The 16,287-nt window shown below is 46.3% G+C and carries 16 protein-coding genes; 5 read left to right on the top strand and 11 right to left on the bottom strand.

Annotated features, from left to right (window positions below; all coding sequences use genetic code 11):
* Positions 1-71 precede the first annotated feature (71 nt).
* Together D9Y29_RS09625 and D9Y29_RS09620 are read left to right on the top strand one after the other, a co-directional pair.
* A complete protein-coding gene (locus D9Y29_RS09625) occupies positions 72-719 on the top strand; it encodes a phosphoribosyltransferase (RefSeq protein WP_127127432.1) in 648 nt (215 codons plus the stop codon).
* 241 nt (positions 720-960) lie between these two features.
* The gene (locus D9Y29_RS09620) at positions 961-1,482 is read left to right on the top strand and encodes a hypothetical protein (protein WP_127127430.1); all 522 of its coding nucleotides are present in this window, start codon (positions 961-963) and stop codon (positions 1,480-1,482) included.
* 111 nt (positions 1,483-1,593) lie between these two features.
* Here the strand turns inward: D9Y29_RS09620 and D9Y29_RS09615 are convergent, their stop codons facing one another.
* The 3 genes from D9Y29_RS09615 to D9Y29_RS09605 form a co-directional block, all read right to left on the bottom strand.
* Positions 1,594-1,974, bottom strand: a complete 381-nt coding sequence (locus D9Y29_RS09615) for a hypothetical protein (protein WP_127127428.1) — start codon at positions 1,972-1,974, stop codon at positions 1,594-1,596.
* A 95-nt stretch (positions 1,975-2,069) separates the two neighbouring features.
* On the bottom strand, positions 2,070-2,279 hold the full coding sequence (locus D9Y29_RS09610) for a hypothetical protein (RefSeq protein WP_127127427.1): 210 nt from the start codon (positions 2,277-2,279) through the stop codon (positions 2,070-2,072).
* A 166-nt stretch (positions 2,280-2,445) separates the two neighbouring features.
* The gene (locus D9Y29_RS09605; protein ID WP_127127426.1) at positions 2,446-3,267 is read right to left on the bottom strand and encodes a universal stress protein; all 822 of its coding nucleotides are present in this window, start codon (positions 3,265-3,267) and stop codon (positions 2,446-2,448) included.
* Between the two features lie 206 nt (positions 3,268-3,473).
* Between D9Y29_RS09605 and D9Y29_RS09600 the strand changes: the two genes are divergently transcribed.
* Positions 3,474-3,752 (top strand): zinc ribbon domain-containing protein, encoded by a 279-nt coding sequence (locus D9Y29_RS09600; RefSeq protein ID WP_127127424.1) that lies wholly within the window; start codon positions 3,474-3,476, stop codon positions 3,750-3,752.
* A 9-nt stretch (positions 3,753-3,761) separates the two neighbouring features.
* On the opposite strand, the gene D9Y29_RS09595 is transcribed toward D9Y29_RS09600, so the two are convergent.
* The 3 genes from D9Y29_RS09595 to D9Y29_RS09585 are packed head-to-tail and all read right to left on the bottom strand — an operon-like array spanning position 3,762 to position 6,526.
* Positions 3,762-4,946 carry a bactofilin family protein gene (locus D9Y29_RS09595; protein WP_127127422.1) on the bottom strand — a complete coding sequence of 395 codons (1,185 nt, stop codon included), beginning with the start codon at positions 4,944-4,946 and terminating at the stop codon, positions 3,762-3,764.
* Positions 4,947-4,974: 28 nt separating this feature from the next.
* Entirely contained in the window at positions 4,975-5,154 is a 180-nt protein-coding gene (locus D9Y29_RS09590; RefSeq protein ID WP_127127420.1) for a hypothetical protein, read from the bottom strand.
* 34 nt (positions 5,155-5,188) lie between these two features.
* On the bottom strand, positions 5,189-6,526 hold the full coding sequence (locus tag D9Y29_RS09585) for an erythromycin esterase family protein (RefSeq protein ID WP_127127418.1): 1,338 nt from the start codon (positions 6,524-6,526) through the stop codon (positions 5,189-5,191).
* A 221-nt stretch (positions 6,527-6,747) separates the two neighbouring features.
* On the opposite strand from D9Y29_RS09585, the gene D9Y29_RS09580 reads away from it, so the two are divergent.
* The gene (locus tag D9Y29_RS09580) at positions 6,748-7,416 is read left to right on the top strand and encodes a BON domain-containing protein (protein WP_127127416.1); all 669 of its coding nucleotides are present in this window, start codon (positions 6,748-6,750) and stop codon (positions 7,414-7,416) included.
* A gap of 48 nt (positions 7,417-7,464) precedes the next feature.
* Entirely contained in the window at positions 7,465-9,852 is a 2,388-nt protein-coding gene (gene ppsA / locus D9Y29_RS09575) for a phosphoenolpyruvate synthase (protein WP_127127414.1), read from the top strand.
* Positions 9,853-9,902: 50 nt separating this feature from the next.
* Here ppsA and D9Y29_RS09570 read toward each other — a convergent pair whose 3' ends face one another.
* The 5 genes from D9Y29_RS09570 to D9Y29_RS09550 all read right to left on the bottom strand — a co-directional run bounded on the left by D9Y29_RS09570 (position 9,903) and on the right by D9Y29_RS09550 (position 16,215).
* On the bottom strand, positions 9,903-11,096 hold the full coding sequence (locus D9Y29_RS09570; RefSeq protein ID WP_127127412.1) for a DUF3570 domain-containing protein: 1,194 nt from the start codon (positions 11,094-11,096) through the stop codon (positions 9,903-9,905).
* Positions 11,097-11,124: 28 nt separating this feature from the next.
* Positions 11,125-11,358, bottom strand: coding sequence for a DUF4266 domain-containing protein (locus tag D9Y29_RS09565; RefSeq protein ID WP_164735332.1), 234 nt, complete (start codon positions 11,356-11,358; stop codon positions 11,125-11,127).
* The gene (locus D9Y29_RS09560) at positions 11,355-12,302 is read right to left on the bottom strand and encodes an FAD:protein FMN transferase (RefSeq protein WP_127127410.1); all 948 of its coding nucleotides are present in this window, start codon (positions 12,300-12,302) and stop codon (positions 11,355-11,357) included. The genes D9Y29_RS09565 and D9Y29_RS09560 overlap by 4 nt, the downstream gene beginning before the upstream one ends.
* Positions 12,283-12,729: a thioredoxin family protein gene (locus D9Y29_RS09555; protein WP_127127408.1), complete on the bottom strand. Its 447-nt coding sequence runs from the start codon at positions 12,727-12,729 to the stop codon at positions 12,283-12,285. Before D9Y29_RS09555 ends, D9Y29_RS09560 begins: the two co-directional genes overlap by 20 nt.
* Before the next feature lie 312 nt (positions 12,730-13,041).
* Positions 13,042-16,215 (bottom strand): PKD domain-containing protein, encoded by a 3,174-nt coding sequence (locus D9Y29_RS09550; protein WP_164735331.1) that lies wholly within the window; start codon positions 16,213-16,215, stop codon positions 13,042-13,044.
* Positions 16,216-16,287 lie beyond the last annotated feature (72 nt).

Raw genomic sequence — 16,287 nt, 5'->3', positions numbered from 1 at the left:
GCTCATAGTATCATTTCCGGTTTCAATCTATTTTTGAATTGCTCTTCTATTATTCCTTCAATACTTTTTTTATGTTCAGGAACAGACAGGATGCTGCCCTGCAACTAGCAGCACAACTGGAAAAATACCGCGATCAACCTTTGATTGTACTGGGCATTCCACGTGGCGGTATTGAAACAGCTTATTATATTTCCCATCAGCTGGATGCACCATTATCTGTAGTCATCGTGCGAAAACTGGGTTATCCCCGTGACCCGGAATTTGCATTCGGCGCCATCACTGAAGATGGTTCTGTTTATTATACTGCACATCTCAGAAAATCGATCTCACAGGAAACTATGGACAATGTGGAAGATGAGCAACTGAAGGAGATCCAGCGCAGGGTACAGCTGTTCCGGAAAGGACAGCCATTACCCGATCTAACCAACAAGACCGTGATCATTGCAGATGATGGTATTGCTACTGCTGCTACAGTAATCGCAGCCATCAGGCTCTGTAAAAAAAAGGGCGCCGCAAAAGTGATAGTGGCAGCCCCTGTTGCCGCCCTGGATAAAGTGAAGGAAATTGAAATGGAATCAGCAGAAGCGGTGATCATTCAACAACTTCCTGTCTTGTATGCGGTTTCGGAATCCTTTGAAGAGTTCCGGGACCTGACAGACAATGAAGCCTTATTTTTTCTGGAAAAAAGAGAAAAAGAAAAGTTGACCGAACACCACTGAAGGGCCAGAAAGAATGGGGATGAAAAAATCATGAGGAAATGATCCTGCCATCTTCCATTTCTTCAGAAAATCCGGAGTATAAATCTGCAACCAATTCCATCCTTATACAATGAGGAAATTCACCGCCATTGCTGATCATCATCATTCAATATCCGCACTGAATGATTGAATTTAGTTACAGGTATCAATAAGTACTGTTCACCAACATAAAATGAAAGCATGAAAAAGATCCTTATCGCTTTTGACAATATACAGGTTTGCAGATCTGCTGATGATCGGGAATGAGGCTTTTTATGGAGTTAAGGACGCCAATTATATCAATGATTTCCTGCATGATATCCTGCACCGTTCGGAATGCCCGCTGATGCTCATTCCTGAAAAGACAGAATTCCCTACCCGTAACATTATCGCCTACGATGGCAGTGTTGCAGCTGCTTTTGCCATTAAGCAATTCACCTATCTCTTCCCGGAGCTTTGCAATTTGAAAACAGAAGTGGTATATCTCAACGGAGAACAGGATGGCATACTGCCAGAGGAAAAAAAGCTGAAGGACCTCATGGACCTGCATTTCAACAATTTCAATTGCCTCTCTTTACAAATCGATGCCAGAAAGATGCTGGCAACCTGGTTGAGCGGCCGGCAAGGCAGTATGTTGATCAGTGGAGCGTTCGGAAGATCTTTCACTTCCGAGTTGTTCAGACGAAGTTTCATCTACGATGTCATCACTGATCACAAGATCCCGGTCTTTATCGCGCACAAATGATCATCGGCAGCGGAATGCAGTACTGCTCCCAGGCAACGGTGTATTCCCTCACCCATTCCACTAATTATCCCAATGATCTCGTGACCTGGATATTCTGAACAGGAAATAAGATCAGGCCACTGATTCAACAAATTGGTTGAATCGCATCTTCAGATCACTGAACGCTTCATCGAGCGCGCGGAGATCTTTTCGCATTTGTTTTTGCATCAATACCACAGATTTCATGAGTCCGTCATCGTGCAGTTGCCTGAAGAGCATTTTCTCCAATTCTGCAGATCTTTGCCTGACAAAACTGATCTCATGATCATTTTGCAGCAGCCACTCCTGGTATTGCTCTACCTGTTCAAGTAATTCCCTGGCAACTTCCAGTTCCTCCAGCAGACCCGCCAACCTTGTTTTAAGAATGGCATTTTCCTGCATCAAAAACTCAAGAAGTCTTCTTGCAGCTTCATTTTCAAAAACGTATTGCTTTATTTTATTTTCTTCTTTCATATTGAGCTACACAATGTATCGCAACAAGACAATCAGCATAATAATTTTGCTCATCTCTTGCTATGTGATTCCTGCCGCGATGATGACCACTATTTTCAGGTTTCCTGTTCCTCAAAATCAAAATCAACTGTTGTTGCCTTTTCGAAAAAAAGAGGACTCTCCTCTTCAGGCTTTTCTTTTCGTTTTCTCTTTTCCCTCTTCTTCTCCTTCTCAATTCTGTTATCGGGAGTCAGCAATAGTCCCGTGATCATACCTGCAATCACTCCTGTAGTGAAGCCCAGCAGGATTTTTTCGGTCTTGTTCATGCTATTTCGCTTTTATAGATTAAGTCAATTATCATTTCGCCTGATAAATCTCAGTTTTTATCCTTACCCCTCCTATGACGGGTGGCTTTTGAATGCCCGGCCCCATTGTTGATTTTGCCGGGCGGGTCAACTATTCCCGACCTCACTACGGATGCCAATCCCCTTCCTATTGCTGCATATGCAATGCCATTACAGGTACATGACTATGCAATACGAACTGGCGGGTATGACTTTTCTTTAATAAATAATTGATCAGGCTCTTACGCTTTGGTATTACGACCAATAGATCGATATGTTTCTTCTCCGCAAAATCAAGAATTCCCTGGTCAACATCACCATTATCCAGAAAGTGAAATTTCGTTTTTAATGGTTGCAGCTTTTGGTATAAAAGATGGGAAGTATGTTTCACCTGGGAATCCATCGCAGTTCTCAATCCGAAATTCAACAAGTGGAATTCCGCCTGAAAATCCCGGAGAAGTATTCCGATCTCATCCAGCGGTAATGCGTCCACATTCTCCAGATCACAAGCCAATCCTATCTTTTTAATGTTTGAATAGACAACTCCCGGAGGTATGGCTATAACCGGCCATGGCAGGTGTTTCATAGTATACACAGCATTACTACCAAACAATAGGCGCTCTGCTGCCGTTTTACCGGTACTGCCAATTACCACGGCATAAGGTTTTAACTTTTCGCAAACGGTGGTAAGCTCGTTATAAAAACCTCCCATATGCACCTGACCGCGAATGGACAACTTTCCATTTGTTTGCTTTTCCAGTTTATCCTGCAGACTTTTCAGCGCAGACTCTGCATCACTTTGCAATGCATCCACATCAACAGGCAGACTCACTTCTCCCGTGCTGACAGGCATTTCATAAGCATGCAACAGGAACATTTCAGCTTGCAGTGTCAGGGCCATGGCAGCAGCATAAGATGCAGCATTGGCGGCAGACTTTGAAAAATCGGTGGCAACAACGATCGCTCTCATAAAAATTTTTCAATGAAGTTACCGGCCTTTTAATCCGGGAAGAATGATCAATCTCAAGAGGAAGATTGAATTTTGCAAAATCCAATAACCGCGCAGTCCGTTTTTCAGCCGGCCTGCAATGATGACTATCAATAAGTACAATGATAATCCGCAATGAAAAAAAACAAAGAGGCTGCTACCTTCATGGCATCAATAACAACAGCATTATGAAACACAGCCAATTCTGCCAAAGCTGCAGCATGCCACTCACACAGGAGTTGATGGGCACAGAAAAGGATGGTTCACCCAGCCATGAATATTGTAAGTATTGTTACCAGCAGGGTGAATTCACAAACCCTGGTCTTACGATGGAACAAATGATCAACCATATGACCGGTATGATGGAAAGAAAAAAATTGCCGGAAGACATACTGGAAAGAGCTATTGCACGTATGCCCCATTTAAAAAGATGGAGACATGAGCAAAGTTCCCAAGAAGGTCACTGATCCAGACCATCATTGGGCAGTTACCTCTGCCTTTTGTTTGTTCTTCACCCGTATGGTCAGCAGGATACTACCCAACGCCATGGCCACAATGAAAAGCATTACGAACCATCCCACAAATGGCATCATACTGAATAATTTCAGCAACACATATACTACCAGCGCCGCCAGGCTGATCCGCCAGAAATTCCAGTTCCTGTTATTGTAATTATTGATCCAGTTGGCGATCACCACAGCCGTTATGATCATGGATAGCAGTAAAACCACTATGTATGTGCCCGCCAGCAGGATACTAACAGGTATGCCTATCACAGTAACAAAAATGATCACGATGGCAACAGGCACCCCTAACAGGAATAAGAATCCCGTCAATAGTGATCGAAGGCTGTGCTCAAGGGCCATACCCGCGGCATTCTTCATCGTTGATGCAAACAGGTATTGGATAACAAAGATCAATACCAGCACCATACCGGTATACAAAAGAAACCCTGTTATGGTGGCCGCCCCGAGAAAATACCATTCACCAGCGCTGAACCGAAGGGAAGGATCAAATATGGCTTTGCCATTCTCAATGGTATGACCAAAATCTATTTCGCCCTTTTTTGTCCAATAACGCACATTGCCGCCAAACGAAGCGCCTGGATCTATTTTCAATGTTTTTGCAGACAATACAGAACTGCCTTCGATACTGCCTTTGATTTCGATCCTGCCGCCCCGGCATTCTGCATTTTCGGCCACCCTGCCATTCAAAACAAGTTCATTGAAAACACCCGAAAGATTGCCGTTCACGGAGCCATCGATAGTAACATTGCCGCCACTGGCCAATAAGCTGCCTGTGAACGCATCCATCCCTACATGAATGGAACCGCCAGCCACTACTATATCACCAGTCACCTGCTTATTGATCTCCAGTTTGCCACCGGCGCAGCGGATATCACCTCCCACAAAACCATTGAAAGAAACAGTGCCCGCGCCCAACAGGATATCATTGTACACTGAATCATTGATGATCACCGTTCCACCGGCTATCACCAGGTCCCCATGTACAGGCGCATTCACAATAATAGTCCCACCAGCCACATATACATTTTCGAAAACAGGTTTACTGATGGTTACATATTGTCCGTAATGATACCGGACCGCGAATGCAGGTATGCCACAACAAATCCATATTGCCAATACAAATATATTCTTCATAAAATTACGTTTAATCCTTACCATTATACTATCCCATCTCACCAGGAGGCGGTATCTCGCAGGGATGTTCACCAGGTTCTTCCTCAGGTATCCTGCCTGGTTCCTCTTCGGGTTGTTCAAAAGGCTCCTCCGGCACATGCAAAGGATTCAATTCCGGATCTTTGCCGGGAACGGGAATTTCTGTTGGTGGTGTTTTTTTCTTTGCCATGGGATTCACGTTGAGGCATGAACGATCAATTCCATTATAATCCGAACGGGTAGGTTTCCGGCATTTGCTCGCCGGAGGGTTGCACATGCAGTGGATTCAGCGCCTGAGTATGGTCGAGGTGAATGAACAGGTCATAACGCAACGGAAGTATGGTAGGCACATAATTCCCGTATTGTTCAATTGCCGGATTGTACACCACTCCTACGGCACGGTGACCGATATGATTTTCCATCAACACCTCATTATCGAACAGATCATCCATCTGTAATAATTTGTTGGTGGCGCCAGCCTGGTGCAGGAAATATTCAAGGCTCCCTGCTTTTGCTTCGGGAAGTTCGGTCACCTGCATAGGGCTGCCCCATGATCTTCCGGCCATCACGGTGCCGCTAGAGGTTCCGAATCCGATCAGCACCACTCCTTCCCCGGCATCTTTCACCCGGCATAATTCACCCAGATTGTACATGCCCTCATCAATCATATCTGTAGCCCTTGCATCACCAATATGTGTGTTGTGCGCCCAGATAATGGCTTTGGAATCCGGGCCATGCAATTCCAATAAACGTTCAAGCGTTTCAGACATATGGAGATCACGGATATTCCAGCTTTGCGGACCACCCTGGACCATCGACCGGTAATAATGTTCTGCATTTACACTTATGATAGCATTTTGCTCCACGTTGAATGCGTTTTCAGGATCTGTTGTGAATTGTTGTGAGGATTGCCGGATCTTCTTCAGCATTGCAGCTACTTCATCCTGGCATAATACGGGCACCATTTGAGCAGCTTTTGCATATAAGCGACCTTCATCATGTTTATAAGGTTCAAAACACTCAAAAGCTTTCCTGGCCGCAGGAAGGGCAGCGCCATCATGCTTTTCCAGGTAGCCCAGAATATTATCAAGGCTTTCCCAAAGGCTGTAAACATCCAATCCGTAAAAGCCTGCGCGGTTTTCAAGAGGCTGATGCCTGTTATGCTCCAGGAGCCAGTCGCAGAGCGCCACCATTTCCCAGTTGGCCCACATCCAGGAAGGCCAGCGGTTGAACTGCTGCAGCACCCTGAATGCGCTCTTATTTGCCTGATCATATCCCTTGATGAATCGATTCATACGGTAACAATCCGGCCAGTCTCCTTCTACCGCAATAAAATGGAAACCTTTTTCCTCTATCAGTTTGCGTGTGATATAGGAACGCCAGGTATAGAATTCGTGGGTACCATGCGTGGCCTCGCCAAGCATAACGATCCTGGCATCTCCAATGCGATTGAACAAAGGAGACAGATCAGCCTTACTTTGTAATGGGTAAGACCATTGTTTGAAGGCACTCACCACTTCAGTTTCATTCCAGATCGCTCCTTTGTTAAAATACCTGCCCATATAAAAGTATTGTACCCAAATCTGCTCTTTTTACCGGCTCCTTCCAATGAGCAAACTCAGTGTGTAGCCTGATTGTAGTTTCACCAAACCTGATCTGATGCTAACCCTGGTACTCCCCGGTTTCCCTGAATCATTCCTGGCGCTGACCCTACTCATTTTCCGAAAACAGCACGCAGACTAGATTTGATGTTCAATTATTTCTTAACTCAAAAATTGTAATCATGAAAACAGATGTTCAGATCCAACAAGATGTGATTGACCAACTGAAGTGGGAACCTGCATTGAATGCTGCAGAAATTGGGGTATCTGTCAAGAATGGAGTGGTTACACTCAGCGGTATTGTAGATACTTTCTACAAAAAGATCATGGCAGAACAAGCCGCCAACAAAGTGTTGGGTGTAAGAGCAGTGGCAGAGGACCTGCAGGTGGGCGTTTCTCCGGCCTTTCACAGAACCGATGCGGAGATCGCGGATTTTGTAGTGAAAGCCCTGAAATGGAATACAGCAGTACCAGAAGAAAAGATCAAAGTAAAAGTGGAAGATGGGGTGGTAACGCTCAATGGAGAAGTTGACTGGGAATACCAGCGTTCCATGGCCAAAACAGCCCTCGAAAGTATTGCAGGTATCAAGAAGATAAATAACTACGTTTCTGTAAATCCCAAATCATCGCCATCAGATGTAAAAAGAAAAATCCTGGCAGCCTTTCATCGCAGCGCCAACCTGGATGCAGAGAACATTTCAGTGCAAGTGATCGGCACCAAAGTAATCCTCACCGGCAAAGTACGCTCCTTTGCGGAACGTTCCGATGCAGGCGCCGCAGCATGGGCTGCTCCCGGTATTTCACAGGTAGACAATCAACTGCAAATGACCACTGAAGAACTTATCCTCTGAAATTTTTTCTTCTCCTGACCATTTTTTATCACACGTAAAAAACAAACCATGACAGACTTCATCAGACCATTCAACCAAATCCATATTTCCGATACAGCCATCGTAGGTGGTAAGAATGCATCATTGGGAGAAATGATCACTTCACTTTCCTCTGCAGGGATCAGGGTACCAGAGGGCTTTGCTACAACAGCATCCGCTTTCTGGTACTTCCTTGATTCTAACAAACTCAGGGAACCACTTCATAAATTAATGGACCAGCTTGACAAAACTGACTTCAGTAATCTTAGCCAGACCGGGGAACAAGCCAGGCAACTTATATTATCCGCCACGCTTCCCAGGGACCTTGCTGAAATAATACAGCATACTTACTTCAATCTTTGCATGCCAGGTGAAACAGTGGCCGTCAGAAGCAGCGCCACCGCCGAAGACCTGCCACAGGCCAGTTTTGCAGGACAACATGAAAGTTATCTCAATATCCATGGCGGCGACAATATACTGAAAGCAGTGAAGGACTGTTTCGCATCATTGTATACGAACAGGGCCATCAAATACAGGGAAGACCAGGGATTCCCCCATCACAAAGTAGCGCTGTCTGTGGGCATACAAAAAATGGTCCGGTCAGACAAAGCCTGTTCCGGCATCGGTTTCACACTGGAACCAGAATCAGGCTTTAGGGATATTGTGCATCTTTCAGGTGTATGGGGCCTGGGTGAGAACATTGTGCAGGGAGCCATCACGCCTGATGAATTCTATGTTTTCAAACCAACACTCAAACAAGGCAAAGACGCAATCATTCAAAAAAGATTAGGCACGAAAGAAAAAACTTTGATATATGCAGAGCAAAACAGCAATAATTCAACGATCAATATCGATACGCCATTGGAAAAAAGAAACCGCTATGTGCTTACCAGCCAGGAAATAGAACTACTGGCTAAGTGGGCCATTGTGATAGAAGATCATTACCAGCAACCGATGGATATAGAATGGGCGAAGGACGGGTACACAAATGAACTTTTCATTATCCAGGCCCGCCCGGAAACCGTTCACTCACACAATAAAAAGCAGGTTATTACTGAATACTCCCTGAAGAAAAAAGGTAAGGTACTCGCACAGGGTGAAGCAATCGGCACCAAAGTAACAAACGGTATCGCAAGGATACTGGATTCTCCGAAGGAAGCTGACAAACTGCAGCCCGGGGAGATCATCATCACCGATATCACCAGTCCTGACTGGGACCCTATTCTGAAGAAAGCTGCCGCAATCGTAACCAACAAGGGAGGCCGGACCAGCCATGCATCCATTGTAGCCAGGGAACTGGGCGTTCCGGCCATTGTAGGCGCCGGCAATGCAACAGGCTCTGTTAGAGAAGGTAGTCAGATCACCATTTCCTGCTGTGAAGGCAGAACAGGGTTTGTGTATGAAGGAAAACTGGAATACGCAGAAAAAGAAACAGACGTTTCAAAGATCACCATGCCGGACACAACCCAGCCGATGCTGATCACCGGTGATCCGGAAAAAGCCTTCCAGTTAAGTATGTATCCCAACAATGGCGTAGGACTGATGCGCATGGAATTCATCATTACACATCATATCCGTATTCACCCGATGGCGCTGGTTAAATTTGATGCTATCGGTGACCCACAAGTGAAAAATGAGATCCTGAAACTAACCAGTGCCTATCCCGATAAAAAAGAGTATTTCATTGAAAAACTTTCGGAAGGTATAGCCACCATCGCAGCTGCTTTCTACCCAAAAGATGTGATCGTGCGCATGAGCGATTTCAAGACCAACGAATACGCCAACCTGTTAGGAGGAAAGGACTTTGAGCCCAGTGAAGAAAACCCGATGATCGGTTTCAGGGGCGCTTCCCGGTATTACAATGAACGTTACAAGGAAGGTTTTCGCCTGGAATGCGCAGCCATCAAAAAAGTAAGAGAAAAGATGGGGTTTCAGCATGTGAAAGTGATGATACCCTTCTGCAGGACCGTGGAGGAAGGAAAGAAAGTATTGGACGTAATGAAGGAATTCGGTCTCAACAGGCAACAGGACCCTTCTCTCGAGATCTATATGATGGTAGAAATCCCCAGCAATGTGTTGCAGGCCGATGAGTTCGCAGATCTCTTCAATGGTTTCTCCATTGGCTCCAATGATCTTACTCAACTGACCCTCGGCATAGACAGGGACTCTTCGATTGTTTCAGATCTTTTCAGTGAACAGAATAAATCCGCCAGGACCATGATCAGCATGGCAATCGAAAAGGCCAAAGCCAAACACATTAAGATTGGATTGTGCGGGCAGGCTCCGAGTGATTTCCCGGAGTTCACACGATTCCTGGTGGAAGCAGGGATAGACAGTATCTCCTTCAATGCTGATGCTTTGTTGAAAGGAATCGAAAACATTCACAAAGCAGAAAAGCACCTATCACTAAGCATGTAAAAGGGCGGCCTTCAGACCGCCTCTTATAGCTAACATCCTTATGATTCCACTTATTTGAAACGAAGGTTCAGAGAAACTATGTTCGCATTCATTTGGATATTCTTCGTGTACCTGCCATAACGCAATTCCAGCATGTTCAGATGCCGTATACCCAATATCGGTTTGGGTGGTGCCAGCCTGATGCCAGCTCCAAAGAAATTACTGTTGAAGGCAGACAGATCATAATTACTCGTGTAGAATTGCTCAGCCGCCGTATGTGTTCCATATGGCGCAAAATATTTCACGGCCGTCTGGTTGTAAAACCGGTAGAATGGGCTTACCGAAAAGAATGGTGTGATCTTTACCGGTAGCTCTATATTGGCAGTATGCGAACTGATGCCCCAATCATCCTGGTAGTAGCGATAGTAGGCCCGGACAATGAAATGATCACCCAAAAAATAACTGGCCCTTATACCAAGCGGCAATTTGAATCTTGCATCCGGCAGTTTTTCCTGGTGCACAGATCCATCCCGGAAATACACCCTGTAGAATGGAAGACTGAGCATTCCATTCTGTTGTACAACGTCTGCCAGCACCGCAACCTGGAAATTCTTATTGATCACCTGCGACCAGCTAAGGGAGGCTGCCAGTGTGGTGCGGCTCTCAGATCCGGCGCCATCATGCTCTCCCCCGCCTGTGCCGGATCTCAACTCTTCCGGCGTTATCAGTTTCACCTGGTCGAAATACGCCTGCAGGCGTGCGCTGAACTCACCGTTACGGTCATGCGTTTTCTTTGAAAAGTTCAGGTTTGCGCCAAACGACTGGTAATCGAATTCTGTTGAAGAAGAAATACCGGCGCCAATGCTGGACCCTTTTTGCTCATTTTCCATGGTCCAGTTAACAGAGGGATAGAACCTCGTGTCTGCATGCGAAGCGGAGGAATTTGCTTTGAGGTCTATCTTGTCTGAGGAGGCCGATGTATAATGATCGATGCCAAGTTCCAGGTCAAAAGTATGTTTGCGCCAGCGTTTATCGTACTTCGTTAGTTTTACATCAAAAACATTGGCAATATCCGTGAGCTTCTGGGAGCCGATGCCACCCGTTACTGCCGCATGGTCCCCATTTTGGCTGTAATAACTGCTGACCAGGTTTACCTCCTCTACTTTAAGTTTCCTTGCGCCTAATGCACTGGTGTCTGGCAATGATTGAGAATAAGACCTCAAAAGGGCCATCAGGCCCAGTGCCGTCAGAAATAGCTGTTTCATGTGTTAATCACTTTCCTGAAAATTGGGTTTAGTTGCAACCGCAGCCCCCGCCTGTTTTACCAGAATTGGCGCCTGAAGCGCCTTCGCGGTACGACTGAAAATTCAATTCTGTTTTTTCCACCCTTCGGTTGCTTAGCGTCATTTCGCCATCATTCAATTTGCTTTTCTGGTACTCCTTTACGGGAGAGCAGGCAAAAGCGCCCAGCATCATCACCAAGACGATCATGCCGGAGACTGGTAGTTGTTTGTTATTCCTTATCATAATAACCTTATGTTGTTGGAGGTATAGATCTTATTGTTGTCGTCTATCAGAATGCAGGCCAGGTGATCCACCTGGTTGATGAGGGAGATACCTGCCTTTACGCCCATCACCATCACCGGCGTGGCCATGGCATCGGCCAATTCTGCATAAGGACTGATGATGGTGACGCTTTTGATACCCGATACCGGTAAGCCGGTTACGGGATTGATGGTATGGGAATAGCGCCTGCCATCGATGATTGCATACTTTTCATAATTGCCGGATGTGGCAATGGCCATATTGGAAATATTGAGACTCGAAAATGCATATGCTGCATTATCCGGGTGTGCGATACCGATAGTCCAGGGCTGTCCGTTAGCCTGCTGCCCCCAGGTGATCAGATCACCCGACGCATTGACGATGCCGCTGGTTACGCCTTCTTTTACCAGCAAGGCTTTGGCCATATCTGCTGCATAACCTTTACCGATGCCGCCAAACCCTATACGCATGCCTTTTTCCTGCAGCATCACTGAATGATCGTTTTCATTCAGCATCACTTTCCGGTAATCGATCAACCGCACCATCGCAAGGGCTGTTTCGGCATCAGGCAGGGCCGTCATGTGTTGATCGAAGTTCCAAAGCCTTTTGTCGATAGACCCATAAGTGATATCAAAAGCCCCGTCAGTTATTGCAGAAATCCGGAGGGAACGCCTGATCAGTTCAAACACTTCCTTATCCACAGCTACTGCGCTGATGCCAGCCAGCCTGTTGATCTCGTTGGTTTGACTATCTTCCCGGAAAGTGGTGAGCAACTGTTCTATACGCCTTATCTCAGCAATGGCGAGCTCAATCTTCTCTTCAGCCCAGGACGCATCCCCCGCTACTACTGTTATCTCGAAATGATTGCCCATCAACTTTTCAGAGCGCCGGAACTCCAATAATTGATTACTGACGAGCGTTGGCATCACAGGCGGCTTTTATCTGGTCTATGAATGATTGTTTGTTGGATTGAGGATATCCTTCCCATCCCTTCAATAATTTTCCATCTGCTGATAACAATACCGTATAGGGAAATTTTCCGTAAGGATTGTATTGTTCAGCCAGCGATTCATTCTTCTTTTGTTGCTCTGCAGGCAGTTGATTTTTTTTGCCCCTTGGAAAATCAGCATTACAAAGTACCAGGCTACTATCTGCCAGTTTAAGGAAGGTTTCGCTGTTGAAGACTTCTTCTCTTAAACGGATGCAGGGTCCGCACCAGTCAGAGCCGGAAAAATTCAACAATATAAGATGACTGTTCTCGCGCGCTTCTTTTTTGGCTGTGTCCAAATCAGTATGCCAATGCGGCGCCACAAAGTGGAAAGATGCAAATGCCAACAGAAGGATCCATTTCATAAAAGATCTTTTAATGATATGCGCAGGCGTGCAAGCGATAGAAAGCATTACAGGATGAGGTTACCAAAAATATTGAACAGACGGTCAGGTAAAACGGAGGAACAGAAGTTTGTATACCAAATTAACGATACAAAAAGTCAAATCATATCTAAAGGGCAACCGTTAACAAGCCGTTTACAGTAGTTAAATTTTCTTTACAATCATTATAAAAACACCTATGCCTGTCCGGCGATACCGATATAAAGATCGGATGTTACAGACAGGCGTTCGGTGATTAAAGTCACAAAGCGAAAAAATCAATCAGCCGGATATTTACATTTTTACCAGCGTAAGGGTTCTTTTTACTGTTCCCTGCTCTGCAATGATATAATAGGTCCCCCTGCGCCAGGAATCGCCCACCCTGGCCGTAACGGATTTTCCACTCAGGGTGCCGCTATCGATCACATTACCGGAACCATTAAGGATCGTGATCTTGATCGGGTAATTCTGGTTGGTAGTAAGTGAAACCGAAAAGGAAGTGGTAGATGGATTGGGAGTTGCTTTCAGATCCAGTAATGTTGTTCCTTCGGATGGCGCTCCTTTCACCGTTACCGTTACATCATCCTGGGCTGTCGCATTCTTATTGTCCGTTACCAGTAGCCTGAACACATATACACCTTCCACCAGGTTGCTAACCGATGGAGAAATTGCCGAAGTGCTGCTGATGGCAAACTGCGAGGGGCCACTGACCTTGCTCCATTTATACGAAACAATGCTTCCATCAGGATCTTTGGAGGCCGAACCATTCAATACAGTGTTGTTGACAGGCAGGCTGATCACAATATCGGAACCTGCATTGGCAACGGGCGACTGGTTGGCTGCTGCGCTTACCGTAACAGTTACTGTATCGGTAGCAGTAGCGCCTTTATCATCTGTTACTTTCAACTGGTATACATATACGCCTGCTACCAGGTTGTTTACAACGGTACTGGCGGCAGTAGCTGATTGAATAGTATCGCCTGAGGGTCCGCTAACTTTCGTCCATGCATAAGCGCTGATCTTTCCATCGGAATCTGTTGAAGCCGATCCATTCAGGGTAGCTGTTGTTGCAGGTAAGGCCACGGCAATATCAGCGCCTGCATTGGCAACCGGAGCGGAATTGGCCGGCGGTGTTACAACACCTCCGCCTTCAGCGTAGAGCTGGCTTTGCGGAACATATTCAAGTGGAAGACTTTTGGAAGTCCAGAGCAGTCCCATTCCTGTACCGGCATCTGTATTGAAATATTCCAGTTTGATATCGTAGAGTTTGCCTGCCTCGAGCGATATGGGAGTTGCCTGGAAGCTGCCGGGATAGTGTTCCTGCCAGCTATCGAGTATAAGTTTACCATTCACCCAAAGTCTGTGACCACCGCCGGAGCCAAGGAAGAAGGTATAGGCTTCCGTGAACTGCGGCTGTATCTTACCTGTCCACCTGACTGAGTATGTATTACTCTTGATGGCATAATGCACGCCGGCGCTCCATTCAGTAAAACTGACATTTGAATCGATCCGGGTCATTGCAGGATTGGTGAAGTTATTGCTGTTGAAATATTCTCCCTTCAATCCTTTTCCGGTTCCCCAGATAGAAGGTGCAAATGCAGGTATATTGGAGGTCCCGGATTTGGTGATCTGGTACGGTTGACCGGAAACCGGTTGTACACGGATGGTTTCACCGCCGGCAGCCTGGGGATGTAATACTATCTTTCCTGAAATGATGCATTGTATCAGATCTGTGGAATGCACTTCCGGTTCAGCCGCATCCAGGATGGCGGCTGATTTGCAATTCCTGATGGTTACATTGCGGACGAAAACTGGTTTATCTCCTGGCAGCGGGCTGTGAATGACCTCGATGCCGTTATCGATCAGGTTAGCGCCATCAACCAGGAAATTCTCCAGACGAACCCTGTTGGAATTGACCGATGCTGCCTTTATCTGCAAACCATTGCCATAAAAAATACCTCCGTTGTATGTATAACTGTTTGCATAAGCTCCATGGAATAATCCAAGTTTATTATGATAAGCATAGAAGTTCTCCACTACGTGATTGCGGGTGGAGTTCTGCCATACGCGTATCCCGCAGTCGCAATTGTGGGCAAGGTTATCAGTGAAGGTCCACACGCCTTCATTGATCACTGCTTCCCAGTTATAGGCGCCGCCATCAGCAACATCGCCCTGACCTCCGGCTACCACTACGTTGTTCATACAGATATTGCCATCGCCAGTGTTCAATCCGAATCCGCTGGATGAAAAAGTAGGTGCATCTTCGGCATTCATATTGAGTGAGCCCGGAACATATTTACAGATGGCAACGATGTTGTGGTCGTAGATCACATCATGCGTGGGATCGCCCGGGTCCCACCAGAAAGCGGTTTCAGTAATATTGTACGCGATATTGTCTTTAAATTTTATTCCGTGCGAAACGTGGGGCACATAGCTATGGTTGCCTGTATCGCGGATCACATTGCCTTCCACCAGGGAGCCGCGGCTACCATCCATGCAGTGATGGAAGTGCATACCGTACCGGCCTGAAACCAGTTCGGTGGCATTGGAACCACCCCTGTCTTTCCTGGGGCCCATATGCCTGAATGCAGTATACCTGATATTTTGCGTGGCTGTAGAACGGATGAAGAGATGTGCTTTACCGGTAGTGGTGCCTTCGATCCGAACATTGCGGGTAAGGTTCATCACCTCTGCTGTCCAGATATTGTTCACCCGCGGATGCGACTTACTGGTATTGACAGTTAAATTGATGGTTGTACCTGAAACGCTTTTGATGGTCCGTTCTTCAAAGCTTCCTGTAGCCGTAACACCACCCACCGGTGCTTCGGTAGGTACGATACAGATCTCATCTCCCTGCGCCCACCCGCTGGACTCTTCTACCTTAATATAAGATGTGCCTGAAGGAACAGAATCAGCTGCGCGGGTCCAGGATGTTTTGGAAGCGCCCATCAGGTCCAGCTTTCCTGCTCCCATCACCCATAGACCAATATCGCTGGCCAATACATCCATACCGCCACCCTTGAAATTGTTTTCATTGATACCGGTAAAGCGCAGGTTGTGCACACTGGATGCAGCAGCAGGCCGCATCTGTAATTTACCTTCCACTACTACATTGGCAGTAGTGATGAGCAGCGCGCTTTTGTTGGCGTCGAAAACAAGATCAGCTCCAATATTGATGTTAACTCCGTTCACTGTGGCTTCATCAGGATCAAAGGTCACCGCATGACCTGCATTGATCACCGGCGTATCGCCGGGACCCGGTAACTTACCGCCCCAGGTATCGGGCGATGACCATTTGCCTGATTTTACAGTGCCGATAGTGCCGGCCAGAAAGGATTTTGAAGCGGGGGCGCAACCAATGATTTCCCTGGATTCGAGACCTTTTGATTTCAGTTGCACAGATGTCAGAGCCAAACCAGATGCAGTCAGTGATGCACTTTGGAGAAATGTTCTCCTCGAGTTTTTCATATAGGTATTAATTTGTGGTTTATCATTCAGGTGAGAATGGAGGAAAGAATTCCAATTATTATGCCCAAAGCA

Origin of the sequence: Pseudoflavitalea rhizosphaerae, assembly GCF_003991355.1 — a bacterium.
Classification (GTDB): Bacteria; Bacteroidota; Bacteroidia; order Chitinophagales; family Chitinophagaceae; genus Pseudobacter; species Pseudobacter rhizosphaerae.
Note: the sequence above shows the minus strand (reverse complement) of the source record. Positions and strands in the feature narration are given on the sequence as shown.

Bases quoted from the DNA above. Each gene is read 5' to 3' on its own strand.
- D9Y29_RS09625 (WP_127127432.1), top strand. From the start codon at position 72: ATGTTCAGGAACAGACAGGATGCTGCCCTGCAACTAGCAGCACAACTG.
- D9Y29_RS09615 (WP_127127428.1), bottom strand. From the start codon at position 1,974: ATGAAAGAAGAAAATAAAATAAAGCAATACGTTTTTGAAAATGAAGCT.
- D9Y29_RS09610 (WP_127127427.1), bottom strand. From the start codon at position 2,279: ATGAACAAGACCGAAAAAATCCTGCTGGGCTTCACTACAGGAGTGATT.
- D9Y29_RS09605 (WP_127127426.1), bottom strand. From the start codon at position 3,267: ATGAGAGCGATCGTTGTTGCCACCGATTTTTCAAAGTCTGCCGCCAAT.
- D9Y29_RS09600 (WP_127127424.1), top strand. From the start codon at position 3,474: ATGAAACACAGCCAATTCTGCCAAAGCTGCAGCATGCCACTCACACAG.
- D9Y29_RS09595 (WP_127127422.1), bottom strand. From the start codon at position 4,946: ATGAAGAATATATTTGTATTGGCAATATGGATTTGTTGTGGCATACCT.
- D9Y29_RS09590 (WP_127127420.1), bottom strand. From the start codon at position 5,154: ATGGCAAAGAAAAAAACACCACCAACAGAAATTCCCGTTCCCGGCAAA.
- D9Y29_RS09585 (WP_127127418.1), bottom strand. From the start codon at position 6,526: ATGGGCAGGTATTTTAACAAAGGAGCGATCTGGAATGAAACTGAAGTG.
- D9Y29_RS09580 (WP_127127416.1), top strand. From the start codon at position 6,748: ATGAAAACAGATGTTCAGATCCAACAAGATGTGATTGACCAACTGAAG.
- ppsA (WP_127127414.1), top strand. From the start codon at position 7,465: ATGACAGACTTCATCAGACCATTCAACCAAATCCATATTTCCGATACA.
- D9Y29_RS09570 (WP_127127412.1), bottom strand. From the start codon at position 11,096: ATGAAACAGCTATTTCTGACGGCACTGGGCCTGATGGCCCTTTTGAGG.
- D9Y29_RS09565 (WP_164735332.1), bottom strand. From the start codon at position 11,358: ATGATAAGGAATAACAAACAACTACCAGTCTCCGGCATGATCGTCTTG.
- D9Y29_RS09560 (WP_127127410.1), bottom strand. From the start codon at position 12,302: ATGCCAACGCTCGTCAGTAATCAATTATTGGAGTTCCGGCGCTCTGAA.
- D9Y29_RS09555 (WP_127127408.1), bottom strand. From the start codon at position 12,729: ATGAAATGGATCCTTCTGTTGGCATTTGCATCTTTCCACTTTGTGGCG.
- D9Y29_RS09550 (WP_164735331.1), bottom strand. From the start codon at position 16,215: ATGAAAAACTCGAGGAGAACATTTCTCCAAAGTGCATCACTGACTGCA.